General features: G+C 54.1%; 14 protein-coding genes. 11 read left to right on the top strand and 3 right to left on the bottom strand.

The window, feature by feature from the left end; translation table 11 throughout:
• Positions 1-2: 2 nt before the first annotated feature.
• The 3 genes from leuB to leuL all read right to left on the bottom strand — a co-directional run bounded on the left by leuB (position 3) and on the right by leuL (position 2,842).
• Positions 3-1,094, bottom strand: a complete 1,092-nt coding sequence (gene leuB / locus OGV79_RS00625) for a 3-isopropylmalate dehydrogenase (RefSeq protein ID WP_012134092.1) — start codon at positions 1,092-1,094, stop codon at positions 3-5.
• Positions 1,094-2,665 carry a 2-isopropylmalate synthase gene (gene leuA / locus OGV79_RS00620; RefSeq protein ID WP_012134091.1) on the bottom strand — a complete coding sequence of 524 codons (1,572 nt, stop codon included), beginning with the start codon at positions 2,663-2,665 and terminating at the stop codon, positions 1,094-1,096. The genes leuB and leuA overlap by 1 nt, the downstream gene beginning before the upstream one ends.
• A gap of 90 nt (positions 2,666-2,755) precedes the next feature.
• Positions 2,756-2,842 carry a leu operon leader peptide gene (leuL, locus tag OGV79_RS00615; RefSeq protein WP_286466683.1) on the bottom strand — a complete coding sequence of 29 codons (87 nt, stop codon included), beginning with the start codon at positions 2,840-2,842 and terminating at the stop codon, positions 2,756-2,758.
• 659 nt (positions 2,843-3,501) lie between these two features.
• Here leuL and leuO point away from each other — a divergent pair.
• The 11 genes from leuO to mraY all read left to right on the top strand — a co-directional run bounded on the left by leuO (position 3,502) and on the right by mraY (position 16,354).
• Positions 3,502-4,446, top strand: coding sequence for a transcriptional regulator LeuO (gene leuO / locus OGV79_RS00610; protein ID WP_012134089.1), 945 nt, complete (start codon positions 3,502-3,504; stop codon positions 4,444-4,446).
• 318 nt (positions 4,447-4,764) lie between these two features.
• Positions 4,765-6,489 (top strand): acetolactate synthase 3 large subunit, encoded by a 1,725-nt coding sequence (gene ilvI, locus OGV79_RS00605; RefSeq protein WP_012134088.1) that lies wholly within the window; start codon positions 4,765-4,767, stop codon positions 6,487-6,489.
• Between the two features lie 2 nt (positions 6,490-6,491).
• A complete protein-coding gene (gene ilvN, locus OGV79_RS00600) occupies positions 6,492-6,983 on the top strand; it encodes an acetolactate synthase small subunit (protein ID WP_003829566.1) in 492 nt (163 codons plus the stop codon).
• A gap of 272 nt (positions 6,984-7,255) precedes the next feature.
• Positions 7,256-8,260, top strand: coding sequence for a catabolite repressor/activator (cra, locus tag OGV79_RS00595; RefSeq protein WP_024130712.1), 1,005 nt, complete (start codon positions 7,256-7,258; stop codon positions 8,258-8,260).
• 642 nt (positions 8,261-8,902) lie between these two features.
• Positions 8,903-9,361 (top strand): division/cell wall cluster transcriptional repressor MraZ, encoded by a 459-nt coding sequence (gene mraZ / locus OGV79_RS00590; protein WP_012134081.1) that lies wholly within the window; start codon positions 8,903-8,905, stop codon positions 9,359-9,361.
• A 2-nt stretch (positions 9,362-9,363) separates the two neighbouring features.
• Positions 9,364-10,305: a 16S rRNA (cytosine(1402)-N(4))-methyltransferase RsmH gene (rsmH, locus tag OGV79_RS00585; protein ID WP_024130711.1), complete on the top strand. Its 942-nt coding sequence runs from the start codon at positions 9,364-9,366 to the stop codon at positions 10,303-10,305.
• Entirely contained in the window at positions 10,302-10,667 is a 366-nt protein-coding gene (ftsL, locus tag OGV79_RS00580; RefSeq protein WP_012134079.1) for a cell division protein FtsL, read from the top strand. The genes rsmH and ftsL overlap by 4 nt, the downstream gene beginning before the upstream one ends.
• Before the next feature lie 15 nt (positions 10,668-10,682).
• Positions 10,683-12,449 carry a peptidoglycan glycosyltransferase FtsI gene (gene ftsI, locus OGV79_RS00575; RefSeq protein ID WP_012134078.1) on the top strand — a complete coding sequence of 589 codons (1,767 nt, stop codon included), beginning with the start codon at positions 10,683-10,685 and terminating at the stop codon, positions 12,447-12,449.
• A complete protein-coding gene (gene murE / locus OGV79_RS00570; RefSeq protein ID WP_058668566.1) occupies positions 12,436-13,923 on the top strand; it encodes a UDP-N-acetylmuramoyl-L-alanyl-D-glutamate--2,6-diaminopimelate ligase in 1,488 nt (495 codons plus the stop codon). Before ftsI ends, murE begins: the two co-directional genes overlap by 14 nt.
• Complete coding sequence (gene murF, locus OGV79_RS00565; protein WP_012134076.1) at positions 13,920-15,278, top strand: UDP-N-acetylmuramoyl-tripeptide--D-alanyl-D-alanine ligase; 1,359 nt, start codon at positions 13,920-13,922, stop codon at positions 15,276-15,278. Before murE ends, murF begins: the two co-directional genes overlap by 4 nt.
• Entirely contained in the window at positions 15,272-16,354 is a 1,083-nt protein-coding gene (mraY, locus tag OGV79_RS00560) for a phospho-N-acetylmuramoyl-pentapeptide-transferase (RefSeq protein ID WP_012134075.1), read from the top strand. Before murF ends, mraY begins: the two co-directional genes overlap by 7 nt.
• Position 16,355 lies beyond the last annotated feature (1 nt).

Here is a 16,355-nt window from a genome sequence, read left to right as displayed (position 1 = left end):
GATTACACCCCTTCGGCGACATAACGGGCAATGATGTCGCCCATCTCATCAGTACTGACAGCGGCAGCGCCACGGGCTAAATCACCGGTGCGAATACCTTCTTCTAATGCGCGGTTAATGGCGCTTTCAATGGCGGTTGCCGCATCGTCAGCATCCAGGCTGTAACGCAGCAGCAACGCCAGCGACAGGATCTGCGCGATCGGGTTGGCGATGTTTTTCCCGGCGATATCCGGCGCAGAACCGCCCGCCGGTTCATACAGGCCGAAACCCTGTTCGTTCAGGCTGGCGGAAGGCAACATCCCCATTGAGCCGGTGATCATCGCGCATTCGTCAGACAGAATGTCGCCAAACAGGTTGGAGCACAGCAGCACGTCAAACTGAGAGGGATCTTTAATCAACTGCATCGTGGCATTGTCGATGTACATGTGCGCCAGTTCGACATCCGGGTACGCTTTGGCGACCTCATTGACGATCTCGCGCCACAGAATAGACGTTTGCAGGACGTTGGCTTTGTCAATCGACGTAACTTTACGGCGACGTTTACGCGCCGATTCGAAGGCGATGCGCGCAATACGTTCGATTTCAAAACGGTGATACACCTCGGTATCGAAGGCTTTTTCATGTTGCCCGCTGCCTTCGCGGCCTTTCGGCTGACCAAAATAGATCCCGCCGGTTAATTCACGCACGCACAGGATGTCGAAACCGTTGGCCGCGATGTCGGCGCGCAGCGGGCAGAAGGCTTCCAGCCCCTGGTACAGCTTTGCCGGACGCAGGTTGCTGAACAATTTGAAGTGTTTACGCAGCGGCAGCAATGCGCCGCGTTCCGGTTGGCTGTCCGGTGGCAGATTTTCCCATTTCGGGCCGCCGACGGAGCCAAACAGAATGGCATCCGCTTGTTCACAGCCTTCAACGGTCGCCTTCGGCAGCGGTTGACCGTGGTTGTCGATAGCGGCGCCGCCGACATCGTAATGGCTGGTGGTAATGCGCATAGCAAAACGACTGCGAACGGCTTCCAGGACTTTCAGGGCTTGCGCCATCACTTCCGGGCCAATACCGTCACCCGGCAAAACAGCAATATGGTAATTCTTCGACATCACACGGTTTCCTTATTGTTCTCTTTATTCTGAGCTTTGCGTTGCAATTCTTTTTCGACTTCGGCGGCGCGCCAGATGTTGTTCAGGACATGCACCATCGCTTTCGCGGAGGATTCGACGATATCGGTCGCCAGCCCGACCCCGTGGAAGCGACGGCCGTTATAGTTGGCGACGATATCCACCTGGCCCAGCGCATCTTTGCCGTGGCCTTTCGCCGACAGGCTGTATTTCACCAGTTCAATGTTGTAATCGGTGATGCGGTTGATGGCCTGGTAAATGGCATCGACCGGGCCGTTGCCGTTCGCGGCTTCCGCTTTGATGTCGTCGCCGCAGGCCAGTTTGACGGAGGCCGTGGCGATATCGTTAGAGCCGGATTGCACGCTGAAATAGTCCAGACGGAAATGCTCTGGTTCTTCCTGTTGTTTATTGATGAAGGCCAGCGCCTCCAGGTCGTAATCGAATACCTGACCTTTTTTATCCGCCAGCTTCAGGAAAGCGTCGTACAGGTTATCCAGATTGTATTCACTCTCTTTATAGCCCATCTCGTCCATACGGTGTTTTACGGCCGCACGCCCGGAGCGAGAGGTCAGGTTCAACTGGATCTGGTTCAGGCCGATAGACTCTGGCGTCATGATTTCGTAGTTTTCACGGTTTTTCAGCACGCCGTCCTGGTGAATGCCGGAGGAGTGGGCGAACGCGCCGCTGCCGACAATCGCTTTGTTCGCCGGGATCGGCATGTTGCAGATCTGACTGACCAACTGGCTGGTGCGCCAGATCTCCTGGTGATTGATGCGGGTATGCACATTCAGAATGTCCTGGCGTACCTTGATCGCCATGATGACTTCTTCCAGCGAGCAGTTACCGGCACGTTCGCCGATACCGTTCATGGCGCCTTCAACCTGACGCGCGCCCGCGTGGACGGCCGCCAGCGCGTTGCCGACGCCCAGACCTAAATCATCATGGGTATGTACGGAGATGATGGCCTTGTCGATATTCGGTACGCGCTCATACAGCCCGGAAATAATACCGCCGAACTCGAAGGGCATGGTGTAGCCCACGGTATCGGGAATGTTGATTGTTTTCGCGCCCGCATTGATCGCCGCTTCCACGACGCGAGCGAGATCGTCAATCGGGGTACGGCCTGCGTCTTCGCATGAGAACTCCACGTCATCAGTGTAATTACGCGCACGCTTAACCATATAGATAGCACGCTCAATCACTTCATCCAGCGTGCTGCGCAGCTTGGTGGCGATATGCATCGGCGAGGTGGCGATAAAGGTATGGATGCGGAAAGCGTCCGCGACCTTCAGTGATTCTGCCGCGACGTCGATGTCTTTTTCCACGCAGCGGGCTAACGCGCAAACGCGGCTGTTTTTGACCTGGCGGGCGATAGTCTGTACTGACTCAAAATCGCCAGGTGAAGAGACGGGAAAACCCACTTCCATCACATCGACGCCCATACGTTCAAGGGCCAGGGCAATTTGCAGCTTTTCTTTCACACTCAGGCTAGCCTGTAACGCCTGTTCACCGTCGCGTAAAGTGGTATCGAAAATAATGACTTGCTGGCTCATGGTTTAGGTCCTTGTCTCTTTAGGGCGCCTTGCTTCGAGCATAAAAAAACCCGCGCAACGGCGCGGGTTTTTAATCTTACTGATGCTGACTTAATGCTGAATGTCGCTCACCAGTCTACCGCGCAACGAAGGTGCGTTTAGTAGTAGTAGACCGTTAAAGCGAGCGATACGAATCATTAAATCAACTCCAGATGAATGCGATATGCTTTTAGTGGTACTGGATACGCTGCGCGATGTCAACCCTGTTGCAGATAAACCCTCCCATGCAGAGGGGATCTTGCGTTCTGTACTTTAGCTAATTGTGCTGAACTTTCAGGCGAATGCAAAATAAATCGACAGGAGGTGCGTACATACTTTTCACTGTTTGACATATTTGAGCATGTTTATTTGCAACTACAGCAAGCTGAAAGTGGGGTAAAGGTATTGCAAAGGTCGTACTTATCTTTTTGATTTTATTTATTTTTATATCTTTCGTGAATAAATTAATGAATCCGTTGCACACGTTATTGATAAATTATTGTTAAGAGTAAAAGCACAACTAATATAAACAATTAATTAAAACTTAATTTATTATTCACCAAAAGCATGATTGTGTATTCGCCACGCTTATGTTTATATTGCTTTTGTAATTTAAACATTATGAATCATCGTGCTGTGGCCTCTGCCGTATTGTACTGGCATGGGCTTTCGCCTTTTCCTGAACGATGCCTTTATGTTTTCCTAATTTTTATGTTTTCTCTTTTTCTTATTTTATATGCATGATAAATCATATTTCCTGAGATTATTTCTGCATTTCGTCAAGAAAAAGGGAGTTTAGTGTGACAGTGGAGTTAACTATGCCAGAGATAGAAATAGATAAACCGCATCCGATAGAAATGGTTAAGCCTCAGCTTCGTATGGTTGATCTGAATTTACTGACCGTCTTTGATGCCGTGATGCAAGAGCAGAATATCACGCGGGCGGCCCACTCCCTGGGGATGTCGCAGCCTGCCGTCAGTAATGCGGTGGCGCGTCTGAAAGTCATGTTTAATGACGAGCTGTTTGTCCGGTACGGACGCGGTATCCAGCCAACGGCGCGCGCTTATCAGCTATTTGGTTCTGTTCGCCAGGCGTTACAGTTGGTGCAAAATGAGTTGCCCGGTTCAGGTTTTGAACCCGCCAGTAGCGAGCGTGTATTCCATCTTTGCGTGTGCAGCCCGCTGGATAATATTCTGACGTCGCTTATTTATAATCGCGTTGAAAAGATTGCGCCGAATATTCATGTCGTTTTTAAATCATCGTTAAATCAAAATACGGAACATCAGCTGCGTTATCAGGAAACGGAATTTGTTATTGGGTATGAAGAGTTTCGCCGTCCTGAGTTTACCAGCGTATCGTTATTTAAAGATGAAATGGTGCTGGTCGCCAGCAGAAAACATCCGCGTATCAGCGGTCCGTTGCTGGAGAGCGATGTTTATAATGAACAACATGCGGTCGTTTCACTCGATCGTTATGCCTCATTTAGCCAGCCGTGGTATGACACGCCAGACAGACAAAGCTGCATTGCTTATCAGGGAATGGCGTTGATCAGCGTGCTTAATGTTGTCTCTCAAACGCAACTGGTGGCAGTTGCGCCGCGTTGGTTAGCCGATGAATTTGCCGAGTCATTAGCGTTACAGATATTACCGTTGCCTTTAAAACTGAATAGCCGGACCTGTTATCTTTCCTGGCATGATGCCGCGGGTCGGGATAAGGGTCATCAATGGATGGAAGAGTTATTGGTTTCTGTCTGTCAAAAGTGAATACGGGCGGAATAAATCAGAGTGAAATATCTGGTTTATTCTGCTTTTTCGTCTGTGTGTGAAATTTTATACTGAATTGTGCATCCAGGCGCTTTACGCATATCGCAAAAAATGGCGATATTGCTGTAAGTCCCCATTTTTAAGCGATTATTTATCATCACATCTGCTTATCCTGGTGTAATTCGCCGTTTCTTCTGCGCTTTCATCTCATTTATTCTTATTTATCTTCGAACGACGACATCAGCCTGAATTGCCTGCGTCATGGCGAGCAGTTAATGTGTTAGCAAAAGGTAAATCATCATAATAGTGGAGCAAGCCATGGAGATGTTGTCTGGAGCCGAGATGGTCGTCCGATCGCTCATCGATCAGGGCGTGAAGCAGGTATTCGGTTATCCCGGGGGCGCGGTCCTCGATATTTATGATGCGCTGCACACGGTCGGTGGTATCGATCATGTGCTTGTCCGTCATGAACAAGCGGCTGTGCATATGGCGGATGGTCTGGCGCGGGCAACAGGTGAAGTCGGGGTCGTTCTGGTCACTTCCGGGCCAGGTGCCACGAATGCGATCACCGGTATTGCCACGGCCTATATGGACTCCATTCCTCTGGTCATCCTTTCCGGGCAGGTGGCGACGTCGTTGATTGGCTATGACGCCTTTCAGGAATGCGACATGGTGGGGATATCACGTCCGGTGGTGAAACACAGCTTCCTCGTTAAACAGACGGAAGACATCCCGCAGGTGCTGAAAAAAGCGTTCTGGCTGGCGGCAAGCGGGCGTCCTGGACCCGTGGTCGTGGACCTCCCGAAAGATATTCTGAATCCGGCGAAAAAGTTGCCTTACGTCTGGCCGGAGTCGGTCAGTATGCGCTCTTATAACCCGACCACGACAGGGCATAAAGGGCAGATTAAGCGCGCGCTGCAAACGCTGGCGGCGGCAAAGAAACCGGTGGTCTACGTCGGCGGCGGTGCAGTGAATGCGGGTTGTCATGAACAACTGCGGCAAACCATTGAAGCGCTCAACCTGCCGGTCGTCTCGTCGCTGATGGGGCTGGGCGCATTCCCGGCCACGCATCGTCAGTCGTTAGGGATGCTGGGGATGCACGGCACCTATGAAGCCAACATGACCATGCATCATTCCGATGTGATTTTTGCCGTCGGGGTGCGTTTTGACGATCGCACGACCAATAATCTGGCGAAATACTGCCCGAATGCGACCGTGCTGCATATCGATATCGATCCGACGTCTATCTCTAAAACCGTGACGGCGGATATTCCCATTGTGGGCGATGCGCGCCTGGTTCTGGAGCAAATGCTGGAATTACTGCCGCAGGAAGTCGCGCAGCAGCCGCTGGATGATATTCGCGACTGGTGGCAACACATTGAACGCTGGCGCGCCCGTCAGTGCCTGAAATATGACACCCAAAGCGAGAGCATTAAACCGCAGGCGGTGATCGAGGCTATCTGGCGTCTGACGAAAGGCGATGCGTATGTCACTTCTGATGTCGGCCAGCACCAGATGTTCGCCGCGCTCTACTACCCCTTTGATAAGCCGCGTCGCTGGATTAACTCCGGCGGTCTCGGCACGATGGGCTTTGGCCTGCCAGCGGCTCTGGGCGTGAAGATGGCGCTGCCGGATGAAACGGTGGTGTGCGTCACGGGAGATGGCAGCATTCAGATGAACATTCAGGAGCTGTCGACGGCGCTACAGTATGAACTGCCGGTACTGGTGCTCAACCTTAACAACCGCTATCTGGGGATGGTGAAACAGTGGCAGGACATGATCTACTCCGGGCGCCACTCCCAGTCTTACATGCAGTCGCTGCCCGATTTTGTACGCCTTGCCGAGGCTTATGGGCATATCGGTATCCAGATTAATCATCCAGATGAACTGGAGAGCAAGCTGGGCGAAGCGCTGGAACATGTGCGTAACCATCGTCTGGTGTTTGTCGATGTCACCGTCGATGGCAGTGAGCATGTCTACCCGATGCAGATTCGTGGGGGCGGGATGGATGAAATGTGGTTAAGCAAAACGGAGAGGACCTGATTATGCGCCGGATATTATCAGTATTGCTGGAAAACGAGTCGGGTGCATTGTCGCGTGTGATTGGCCTCTTCGCCCAGCGTGGATACAACATTGAAAGCCTTACCGTCGCGCCGACCGACGATCCGACGTTATCGCGTATGACCATCCAGACGGTTGGCGATGAGAAAGTTCTGGAGCAAATTGAAAAGCAACTGCACAAGCTGGTGGATGTTCTGCGCGTAAGCGAACTTGGGCAGGGTGCGCACGTTGAGCGAGAAATCATGCTGGTGAAGATTCAGGCCAGCGGATACGGAAGGGAAGAGGTGAAGCGCAACACGGAGATTTTCCGTGGGCAGATTATTGATGTCACGCCTTCTATTTATACCGTTCAGCTGGCAGGCACCAGCGATAAGCTGGACGCGTTTCTGGCGACGCTGCGTGAAGTGGCGAAAATTGTTGAAGTTGCCCGTTCCGGCGTCGTCGGGCTTTCGCGCGGCGACAAGATCATGCGTTAATCATTGTGTTGTCTTTCAATTGTAGGCCTGATAAGACGCGGTAGCGTCGCCATCAGGCCATTATACCCTGCCGGATGGCGCTAATGCTTATCCGGCCTACAGGTGACGTCTCAACCTCCGCCGACGCTACCCGTTGGCTTTTTTTTGCGAAATCAGTGGTAACCCGGAATAAAAGCGGTTGCCGCAGTCACTATTCTGCGCTTAGATGTTAAGAAATTTAACCCATGCCGTCACAATGGTTATGGTTTGTACATTTTACGCAAGGGGCAATTGTGAAACTGGATGAAATCGCTCGGCTGGCCGGTGTATCGCGAACGACTGCAAGCTACGTTATTAACGGAAAAGCAAAGCAATACCGCGTGAGCGACAAGACCGTCGAGAAAGTCATGGCGGTGGTGCGTGAGCATAATTACCACCCGAATGCTGTGGCCGCCGGGCTGCGTGCTGGACGCACACGTTCTATCGGACTGGTCATTCCCGATCTGGAGAACACGAGTTATACCCGTATCGCCAACTACCTGGAGCGCCAGGCGCGCCAGCGCGGTTATCAACTGCTGATTGCCTGCTCAGAAGATCAGCCGGATAACGAAATGCGGTGCATCGAGCATCTTCTACAACGCCAGGTGGATGCGATCATTGTATCAACCTCGTTACCGCCGGAGCATCCGTTCTACCAGCGCTGGGCCAATGGTTCATTCCCCATCGTGGCGCTGGATCGCGCGCTGGATCGCGAGCATTTCACCAGCGTTGTCGGGGCGGATCAGGATGATGCGGAAATGCTGGCGGCAGAGTTACGTAAATTCCCGGCGGAAACGGTGCTTTACCTGGGCGCGTTGCCGGAGCTGTCCGTCAGTTTCCTGCGCGAGCAGGGGTTCCGTACCGCATGGAAAGACGATCCGCGCGAAGTACACTATCTGTACGCCAACAGCTACGAGCGGGAAGCGGCGGCGCAGCTATTCGAAAAATGGCTCGAAACTCACCCGATGCCACAGGCGCTGTTTACCACGTCGTTTGCGCTCTTGCAGGGCGTGATGGATGTGACGTTACGTCGTGACGGGAAGCTGCCTTCCAACCTGGCGATCGCCACCTTTGGCGATAATGAGCTGCTCGACTTCTTGCAGTGTCCGGTTCTGGCGGTCGCACAGCGTCATCGTGATGTTGCTGAACGCGTCCTGGAGATCGTCCTGGCCAGCCTGGATGAGCCGCGTAAACCGAAGCCAGGTTTAACGCGAATCAAACGTAATTTGTACCGCCGCGGTATTCTTAGCCGCAGTTAGTCCATTTCTGTATGCCGGATAAGGCGGTTATGCCGCCATCCGGCAAATCGCCCGGCGCGTTGTCGCTGACCGGGCAAATATTCACCTGCCAACAATACTCACACCATAATTAAGATTATTCCTTAGAATTATCCGACTTATCTTTCAAATATGCTGATTTTAAACCTGTCGATACCGACTTCAGGTTTATTGAGACGTCGTATTGAACCCGTTTTGTATTATTTTGTTACATGCGGGCGACGAATTGCCGAATTAACAAACACTTTTTTTCGATGTGGCCTCTACGTCGCGGCTGGCTTGTCGGTGCGGGGCGTAGAGAGCGATAAACAGGTACTGTTATCTCGCTGCATATTGTCCTAAAATGCCGCTCGCGTCGCAAACTGACACTTTATATTTTTATCAGATGATATTGAGTCGTTTTAAACGGTGATGAGTTTTTGGATCTTTTTTCTTACAAATATTCATGACGTTAATTTGCTTCGCTCGTTGGACGGAATTTAATCAACGCTGATATTAGCCGTATACATTGGGTTTTTTACTCCGGTAAGCGTCCTGACTTGCTTGACAAGCTTTTCCTCCGCTCCGTAAACTCCTTTAAGTGGGAATTTGTGGGGCAAAGTGGTAATAAGGGGTGAGGCTGGCATGTTCCGGGGAGCAACGTTAGTCAATCTCGACAGTAAGGGGCGCTTATCTGTGCCCACCCGTTACCGGGATCAACTGATCGAGAACGCTACCGGTCAAATGGTTTGTACCATTGACATCCATCACCCGTGCCTGCTGCTTTACCCCCTGCCTGAATGGGAAATTATCGAGCAAAAATTATCGCGTCTGTCGAGCATGAACCCGGTTGAGCGCCGCGTGCAGCGTTTACTGTTGGGGCATGCCAGCGAATGTCAGATGGATAGCGCGGGTCGCTTATTGATCGCGCCGATTCTGCGGCAACATGCCGGGCTGACGAAAGAAGTGATGCTGGTTGGACAGTTCAATAAGTTTGAACTGTGGGATGAAACGACCTGGTATCAACAGGTCAAGGAAGATATCGACGCTGAGCAGTCAGTAACCGAAACCTTGTCGGAACGACTGCAGGACTTGTCTCTATAATGATGATGGAAAATTTTAAACACACTACGGTGCTGCTGGACGAGGCCGTAAACGGTCTGAACATTCGCCCTGACGGCATCTACATTGATGGGACATTTGGTCGCGGCGGCCACTCACGTCTGATCCTCTCCCGGCTTGGCGAAGAGGGACGTTTGCTGGCGATCGATCGCGATCCGCAGGCTATTGCCGAAGCCCAGGCCATCAATGATCCTCGCTTCTCCATCATTCATGGACCTTTCTCTGCGCTTGCTGATTATGTAAGTGAGCGCGAACTTATCGGCAAGATCGACGGGATTCTCCTTGATCTTGGCGTATCTTCACCGCAGCTCGATGATGCCGAACGTGGTTTTTCTTTTATGCGCGATGGCCCGCTGGATATGCGTATGGACCCAACGCGCGGTCAGTCTGCCGCAGAATGGCTGCAAACCGCGGAAGAAGCCGATATTGCCTGGGTGCTGAAAACCTTTGGCGAAGAGCGTTTTGCGAAACGTATTGCCCGCGCCATTGTGGAGCGCAACCGCGAACAGCCCATGACCCGCACCAAAGAACTGGCGGAAGTGGTCGCAGCGGCGACGCCGGTGAAGGACAAATTCAAACATCCCGCGACCCGTACCTTCCAGGCGGTGCGCATTTGGGTGAACAGTGAACTGGAGGAGATAGAGCAGGCGCTAAAAAGCTCGCTCAGCGTGCTGGCCCCGGGTGGGCGGCTTTCCATTATCAGTTTCCACTCGCTGGAAGACCGTATTGTGAAGCGCTTTATGCGTGAGCAAAGCCGCGGTCCACAGGTTCCAGCAGGGTTGCCGATGACGGAAGAGCAGCTCAAAAAACTGGGCGGTCGTGAGCTAAGAGCATTAGGCAAGTTGATGCCGGGCGAAGAAGAAGTGGCGGAAAATCCACGCGCCCGTAGTTCAGTTCTGCGTATTGCAGAGAGGACGAACGCATGATCAGCAGAGTGACAGAAGCCCTGAGCAAAGTGAAGGGATCGACGGGAATCACCAATCGCCATGCTTTGCCTGGCGTGATCGGTGACGATCTTTTGCGATTTGGGAAGCTGCCACTCTGCCTGTTCATTTGCATCATTTTAACGGCGGTCACCGTCGTGACAACGGCGCACCATACGCGCCTGTTAACCGCACAGCGCGAGCAACTGGTGCTGGAGCGTGATGCGCTGGATATCGAATGGCGCAACCTGATTCTTGAAGAAAACGCGCTCGGCGATCATAGCCGGGTAGAACGGATCGCAACGGAAAAGTTGCAGATGCAGCATGTCGATCCCTCACAAGAAAATATCGTAGTGCAAAAATAAGGATAAACGCGACGCATGAAAGCAGCGGCAAAGACGCTCAAACCAAAACGCCAGGAAGAACAAGCCAACTTTGTCAGTTGGCGTTTTGCGTTGCTGTGCGGCTGCATTCTGCTGGCGCTGGGGTTCCTGCTGGGGCGCGTGGCCTGGCTGCAAATTATTGCGCCTGACATGTTAGTGCGTCAGGGCGACATGCGCTCTCTGCGTGTACAGGAAGTCTCCACCTCTCGCGGCATGATCACCGACCGCTCTGGTCGCCCACTGGCGGTGAGCGTGCCGGTAAAAGCCATCTGGGCGGACCCGAAAGAGCTGCATGATGCAGGCGGGATCACGCTGGACAACCGCTGGAAGGCGCTGGCGGACGCGCTGAAAATGCCGCTCGACCAACTGGCGGCTCGCGTTAATGCGAACCCGAAAGGCCGCTTTATCTATCTGGCGCGTCAGGTTAACCCGGATCTCGGCGACTACATCAAAAAACTGAAGCTGCCAGGCATTCATCTGCGCGAAGAGTCCCGCCGTTACTATCCTTCCGGGGAAGTGACCGCTCACCTCATTGGCTTCACTAACGTCGATAGCCAGGGGATCGAAGGGGTTGAGAAGAGCTTCGATAAGTGGCTGACCGGCCAGCCAGGCGAACGTATTGTACGTAAAGACCGTTATGGCCGGGTTATTGAAGATATCTCTTCTACCGACAGCCAGGCCGCGCACAATCTGGCGCTGAGCATTGATGAGCGCCTGCAAGCGTTGGTCTATCGCGAACTGAACAACGCCGTGGCCTTCAACAAAGCGGAGTCAGGCAGCGCCGTGCTGGTGGATGTCAATACTGGCGAAGTGCTGGCAATGGCGAACAGCCCGTCCTACAACCCGAATAACCTGACCGGTACGCCGAAAGACGCTATGCGTAACCGCACCATCACGGACGTGTTTGAACCCGGTTCAACCGTCAAACCGATGGTGGTGATGACCGCGTTACAGCGCGGGGTCGTGCGTGAAAACACCGTGCTGAACACGGTGCCATATCGAATTAATGGTCACGAAATTAAAGACGTGGCGCGTTACAGCGAATTGACCCTGACCGGGGTTTTACAGAAGTCGAGTAACGTCGGCGTTTCTAAGCTGGCGTTAGCGATGCCGTCCTCAGCGTTAGTAGATACTTACTCACGTTTTGGGCTAGGAAAGGCGACCAATTTGGGGTTGGTCGGAGAACGCAGTGGCTTATATCCTCAAAAACAACGGTGGTCTGACATAGAGAGGGCCACCTTCTCTTTCGGCTATGGGCTAATGGTAACCCCGTTACAGTTAGCGCGAGTCTACGCAACGATTGGCAGCTACGGCGTTTATCGTCCGCTGTCGATTACCAAAGTTGATCCTCCTGTACCGGGCGAGCGCGTCTTCCCGGAAGCGACCGTTCGTACCGTCGTCCACATGATGGAAAGCGTGGCGCTGCCGGGCGGCGGCGGCGTGAAGGCGGCGATCAAAGGTTATCGCATCGCCATTAAAACCGGTACGGCGAAAAAAGTGGGGCCGGATGGCCGCTACATCAACAAATACATTGCTTATACCGCAGGCGTTGCGCCTGCGAGTCAGCCGCGCTTCGCGCTGGTGGTTGTTATCAACGATCCGCAGGCGGGTAAATACTACGGCGGCGCCGTTTCCGCGCCGGTATTCGGTGCCATTATGGGCGGCGTACTACGCACCATGAACATCGAACCGGATGCGCTGGCAACGGGCGAAAAAAGTGAATTTGTAATTAACCAAGGCGAGGGAACAGGTGGCAGATCGTAATTTGCGCGACCTTCTCGCTCCGTGGGTGCCTGGCGCACCGGAGCGAGCACTGCGGGAGATGACACTCGACAGCCGTGTGGCTGCATCGGGCGATCTCTTTGTGGCAGTGGTGGGTCATCAGGCGGACGGGCGTCGATATATCCCGCAGGCGATAGCGCAAGGTGTGGCTGCCATTATTGCAGAGGCCAAAGATGAGGCGACCGACGGGGAAATCCGTGAAATGCACGGTGTGCCGGTTATCTATCTGAGCCAGCTCAACGAGCGTTTATCTGCACTGGCGGGCCGCTTCTACCACGAGCCATCTGAACATATGCGTCTGGTCGGCGTGACCGGAACGAACGGAAAAACCACCACCACGCAACTGCTGGCGCAGTGGAGCCAACTGCTTGGCGAAACCAGCGCGGTAATGGGAACGGTGGGTAATGGTCTGTTGGGCAAAGTGATCCCGACGGAGAACACAACCGGTTCCGCCGTTGACGTACAGCATGTGCTGGCCGGTCTGGTTGAGCAGGGCGCAACATTCGGTGCAATGGAAGTCTCTTCCCACGGTCTGGTGCAGCACCGGGTCGCCGCGCTGAAATTTGCCGCCTCTGTTTTCACGAATTTAAGCCGCGATCACCTTGATTATCACGGTGACATGGAACATTACGAAGCGGCGAAATGGATGCTCTATTCAACGCACCATTACGGCGAGGCTATCGTCAATGCCGATGATGAAGTCGGACGCCGATGGCTGGTGAGGTTGCCGGATGCCGTTGCGGTCTCGATGGAGGATCATATCAACCCGAACTGCCACGGACGTTGGCTGAAAGCGGTTGAGGTGAAGTACCACGATAGCGGCGCGACGATCCGTTTCGACTCCAGTTGGGGCGAAGGCGAGATTGAAAGCCGTCTGATGGGCGCGTTTAACGTCAGCAACCTGCTGCTGGCGCTGGCAACGTTGCTGGCGCTTGGCTACCCCCTGGCGGATCTGCTGAAAACCGCCCCTCGACTGCAACCGGTTTGCGGGCGGATGGAGGTGTTCAGCGCGCCGGGCAAAACCACGGTGGTGGTCGATTACGCCCACACGCCGGATGCGCTGGAAAAAGCGTTGCAGGCTGCGCGGTTGCACTGTACTGGTCAACTGTGGTGCGTCTTTGGCTGCGGCGGCGATCGCGATAAAGGTAAACGTCCGCTGATGGGGGCGATTGCCGAAGAGTTCGCGGACGTGGTGGTCGTGACGGACGATAACCCACGTACCGAAGAGCCGCGCGCGATCATCAACGACATTCTGGCGGGTATGCTGGATGCCGGGCACGCGAAAGTGATGGAAGGCCGCGCAGAGGCGGTGACCTGCGCCATTATGCAGGCGAAAGAAAACGACGTGGTTCTGGTCGCGGGTAAAGGGCATGAGGATTACCAGATTGTCGGTACTCAGCGCCTTGATTACTCCGACCGCGTAACGGCTGCACGTCTGCTGGGGGTGATCGCATGATTAGCGTAACGCTCAGCCAACTGGCCGGTATTCTGCACGGCGAATTACAGGGCGCCGACCTGACGATTGACGCGGTCACGACTGATACGCGTAAGGTGACGCCGGGCTGCCTGTTTGTGGCGCTGAAAGGCGAGCGTTTCGACGCCCACGATTTTGCGGATAACGCGAAAGAGGGCGGCGCCGGTGCGCTGCTGGTGAGTCGCCCGCTGGATTGCGATCTGCCGCAGCTGATCGTCAAAGATACGCGGCTGGCCTTCGGCGAACTGGCCGCATGGGTTCGGGCGCAGGTTCCCGCTCGCGTCGTGGCGTTAACCGGCTCCTCCGGCAAAACATCCGTTAAAGAGATGACCGCCGCCATTCTGAGTCAGTGTGGCAACACCTTATACACCGCGGGCAACCTGAATAACGATATCGGCGTACCGATGACGTTGCTGCGGTTAAACAACGATTATGACTATGCCGTCATTGAGTTAGGCGCCAATCACCAGGGCGAAATTGCCTGGACCGTCGGCCTGACGCGTCCTGAAGCGGCACTGGTTAATAATCTGGCGGCAGCGCACCTGGAAGGATTCGGTTCGCTGGCGGGCGTGGCGAAAGCGAAAGGCGAAATCTATACCGGCTTGCCGGTGAATGGGATCGCCATTATGAACGCCGATAACAACGACTGGCTGAACTGGCAGGGCATTATTGGCGATCGCAAAGTGTGGCGTTTTTCACCGAATGCCGCTAACAGCGATTTTACCGCGACCAATATCCATGTGACCTCGCACGGTACGGAATTCACGCTGCAAACGCCGACGGGCGACATTGATGTCCTGCTGCCGCTGCCTGGTCGCCACAATATTGCAAACGCGCTGGCGGCGGCTGCGCTGTCGATGGCGGTAGGGGCGACCCTTGACGCCATTAAAACCGGTCTGGCGAACCTGAAAGCCGTGCCGGGGCGCCTGTTCCCCATCCAGTTGAATGACAACCAGCTGTTACTTGATGACTCCTATAACGCCAACGTCGGTTCGATGACCGCCGCTGTGCAGGTGCTGTCTGAAATGCCGGGCTACCGGGTGCTGGTGGTTGGCGATATGGCGGAGCTGGGCGCGGAAAGCGAAGCATGCCATGTTCAGGTCGGTGAAGCGGCAAAAGCGGCGGGTATCGACAGCGTGCTGAGTACAGGAAAACTGAGTCAGGCGATCGGCAATGCCAGCGGCGTTGGCGAACATTTTGCGGATAAATCGGCTCTGGTCGCGCGTCTTAATACGCTGATTGCGGAGCATCAGATTATTACCATTTTAGTGAAGGGTTCACGTAGTGCCGCCATGGAAGAGGTAGTACGCGCATTACAGGAGAATGGAACATGTTAGTTTGGCTGGCCGAACATTTGGTCAAATATTATTCCGGCTTTAACGTCTTTTCCTATCTGACGTTTCGCGCCATCGTCAGCCTGCTGACCGCGCTGTTCATCTCCTTGTGGATGGGCCCGCGTATGATTGCCCGCTTACAAAAATTGTCTTTTGGCCAGGTCGTGCGTAATGACGGCCCGGAATCGCATTTTAGCAAGCGCGGTACGCCAACAATGGGCGGGATTATGATTCTGACGGCGATTGTGGTCTCCGTCCTGCTGTGGGCTTACCCGTCTAACCCGTACGTCTGGTGCGTGCTGGTGGTGCTGGTGGGCTACGGCATTATTGGTTTTGTCGATGATTACCGCAAAGTGGTGCGTAAAGACACCAAAGGGCTGATCGCTCGCTGGAAATATTTCTGGATGTCGGTGATTGCGCTGGGCGTGGCGTTCGCGCTGTATCTGGCGGGGAAAGACACGCCGGCCACCGAACTGGTGGTGCCGTTCTTTAAAGACGTGATGCCGCAACTGGGTCTGTTCTACGTGCTGCTGGCGTACTTCGTGATCGTCGGAACGGGCAACGCGGTTAACCTGACCGATGGCCTGGACGGCCTGGCGATTATGCCGACCGTATTCGTCGCCGCCGGTTTTGCGCTGGTGGCGTGGGCAACCGGCAACATGAACTTCGCCAACTACCTGCATATTCCGTACTTACGTCATGCCGGTGAACTGGTGATTGTCTGTACGGCGATTGTCGGCGCGGGCTTAGGTTTCCTGTGGTTTAACACCTATCCGGCTCAGGTCTTTATGGGAGACGTCGGGTCGCTGGCGCTGGGCGGCGCGCTGGGCATCATCGCGGTGCTGCTGCGTCAGGAGTTTTTGCTGGTGATTATGGGCGGCGTGTTTGTGGTGGAAACCCTGTCAGTCATTTTGCAGGTCGGTTCCTTTAAATTGCGCGGGCAGCGCATCTTCCGCATGGCGCCGATTCATCATCACTATGAACTGAAAGGCTGGCCGGAACCGCGCGTTATCGTGCGCTTCTGGATTATTTCGCTGATGCTGGTCCTGATTGGCCTGGCAACGCTGAAGGTACGTTAAT

Origin of the sequence: Citrobacter sp. CK185, from assembly GCF_030333565.1 — a bacterium.
In the GTDB taxonomy this organism is placed as follows: Bacteria; Pseudomonadota; Gammaproteobacteria; order Enterobacterales; family Enterobacteriaceae; genus Citrobacter_B; species Citrobacter_B koseri.
Note: the sequence above shows the minus strand (reverse complement) of the source record. Positions and strands in the feature narration are given on the sequence as shown.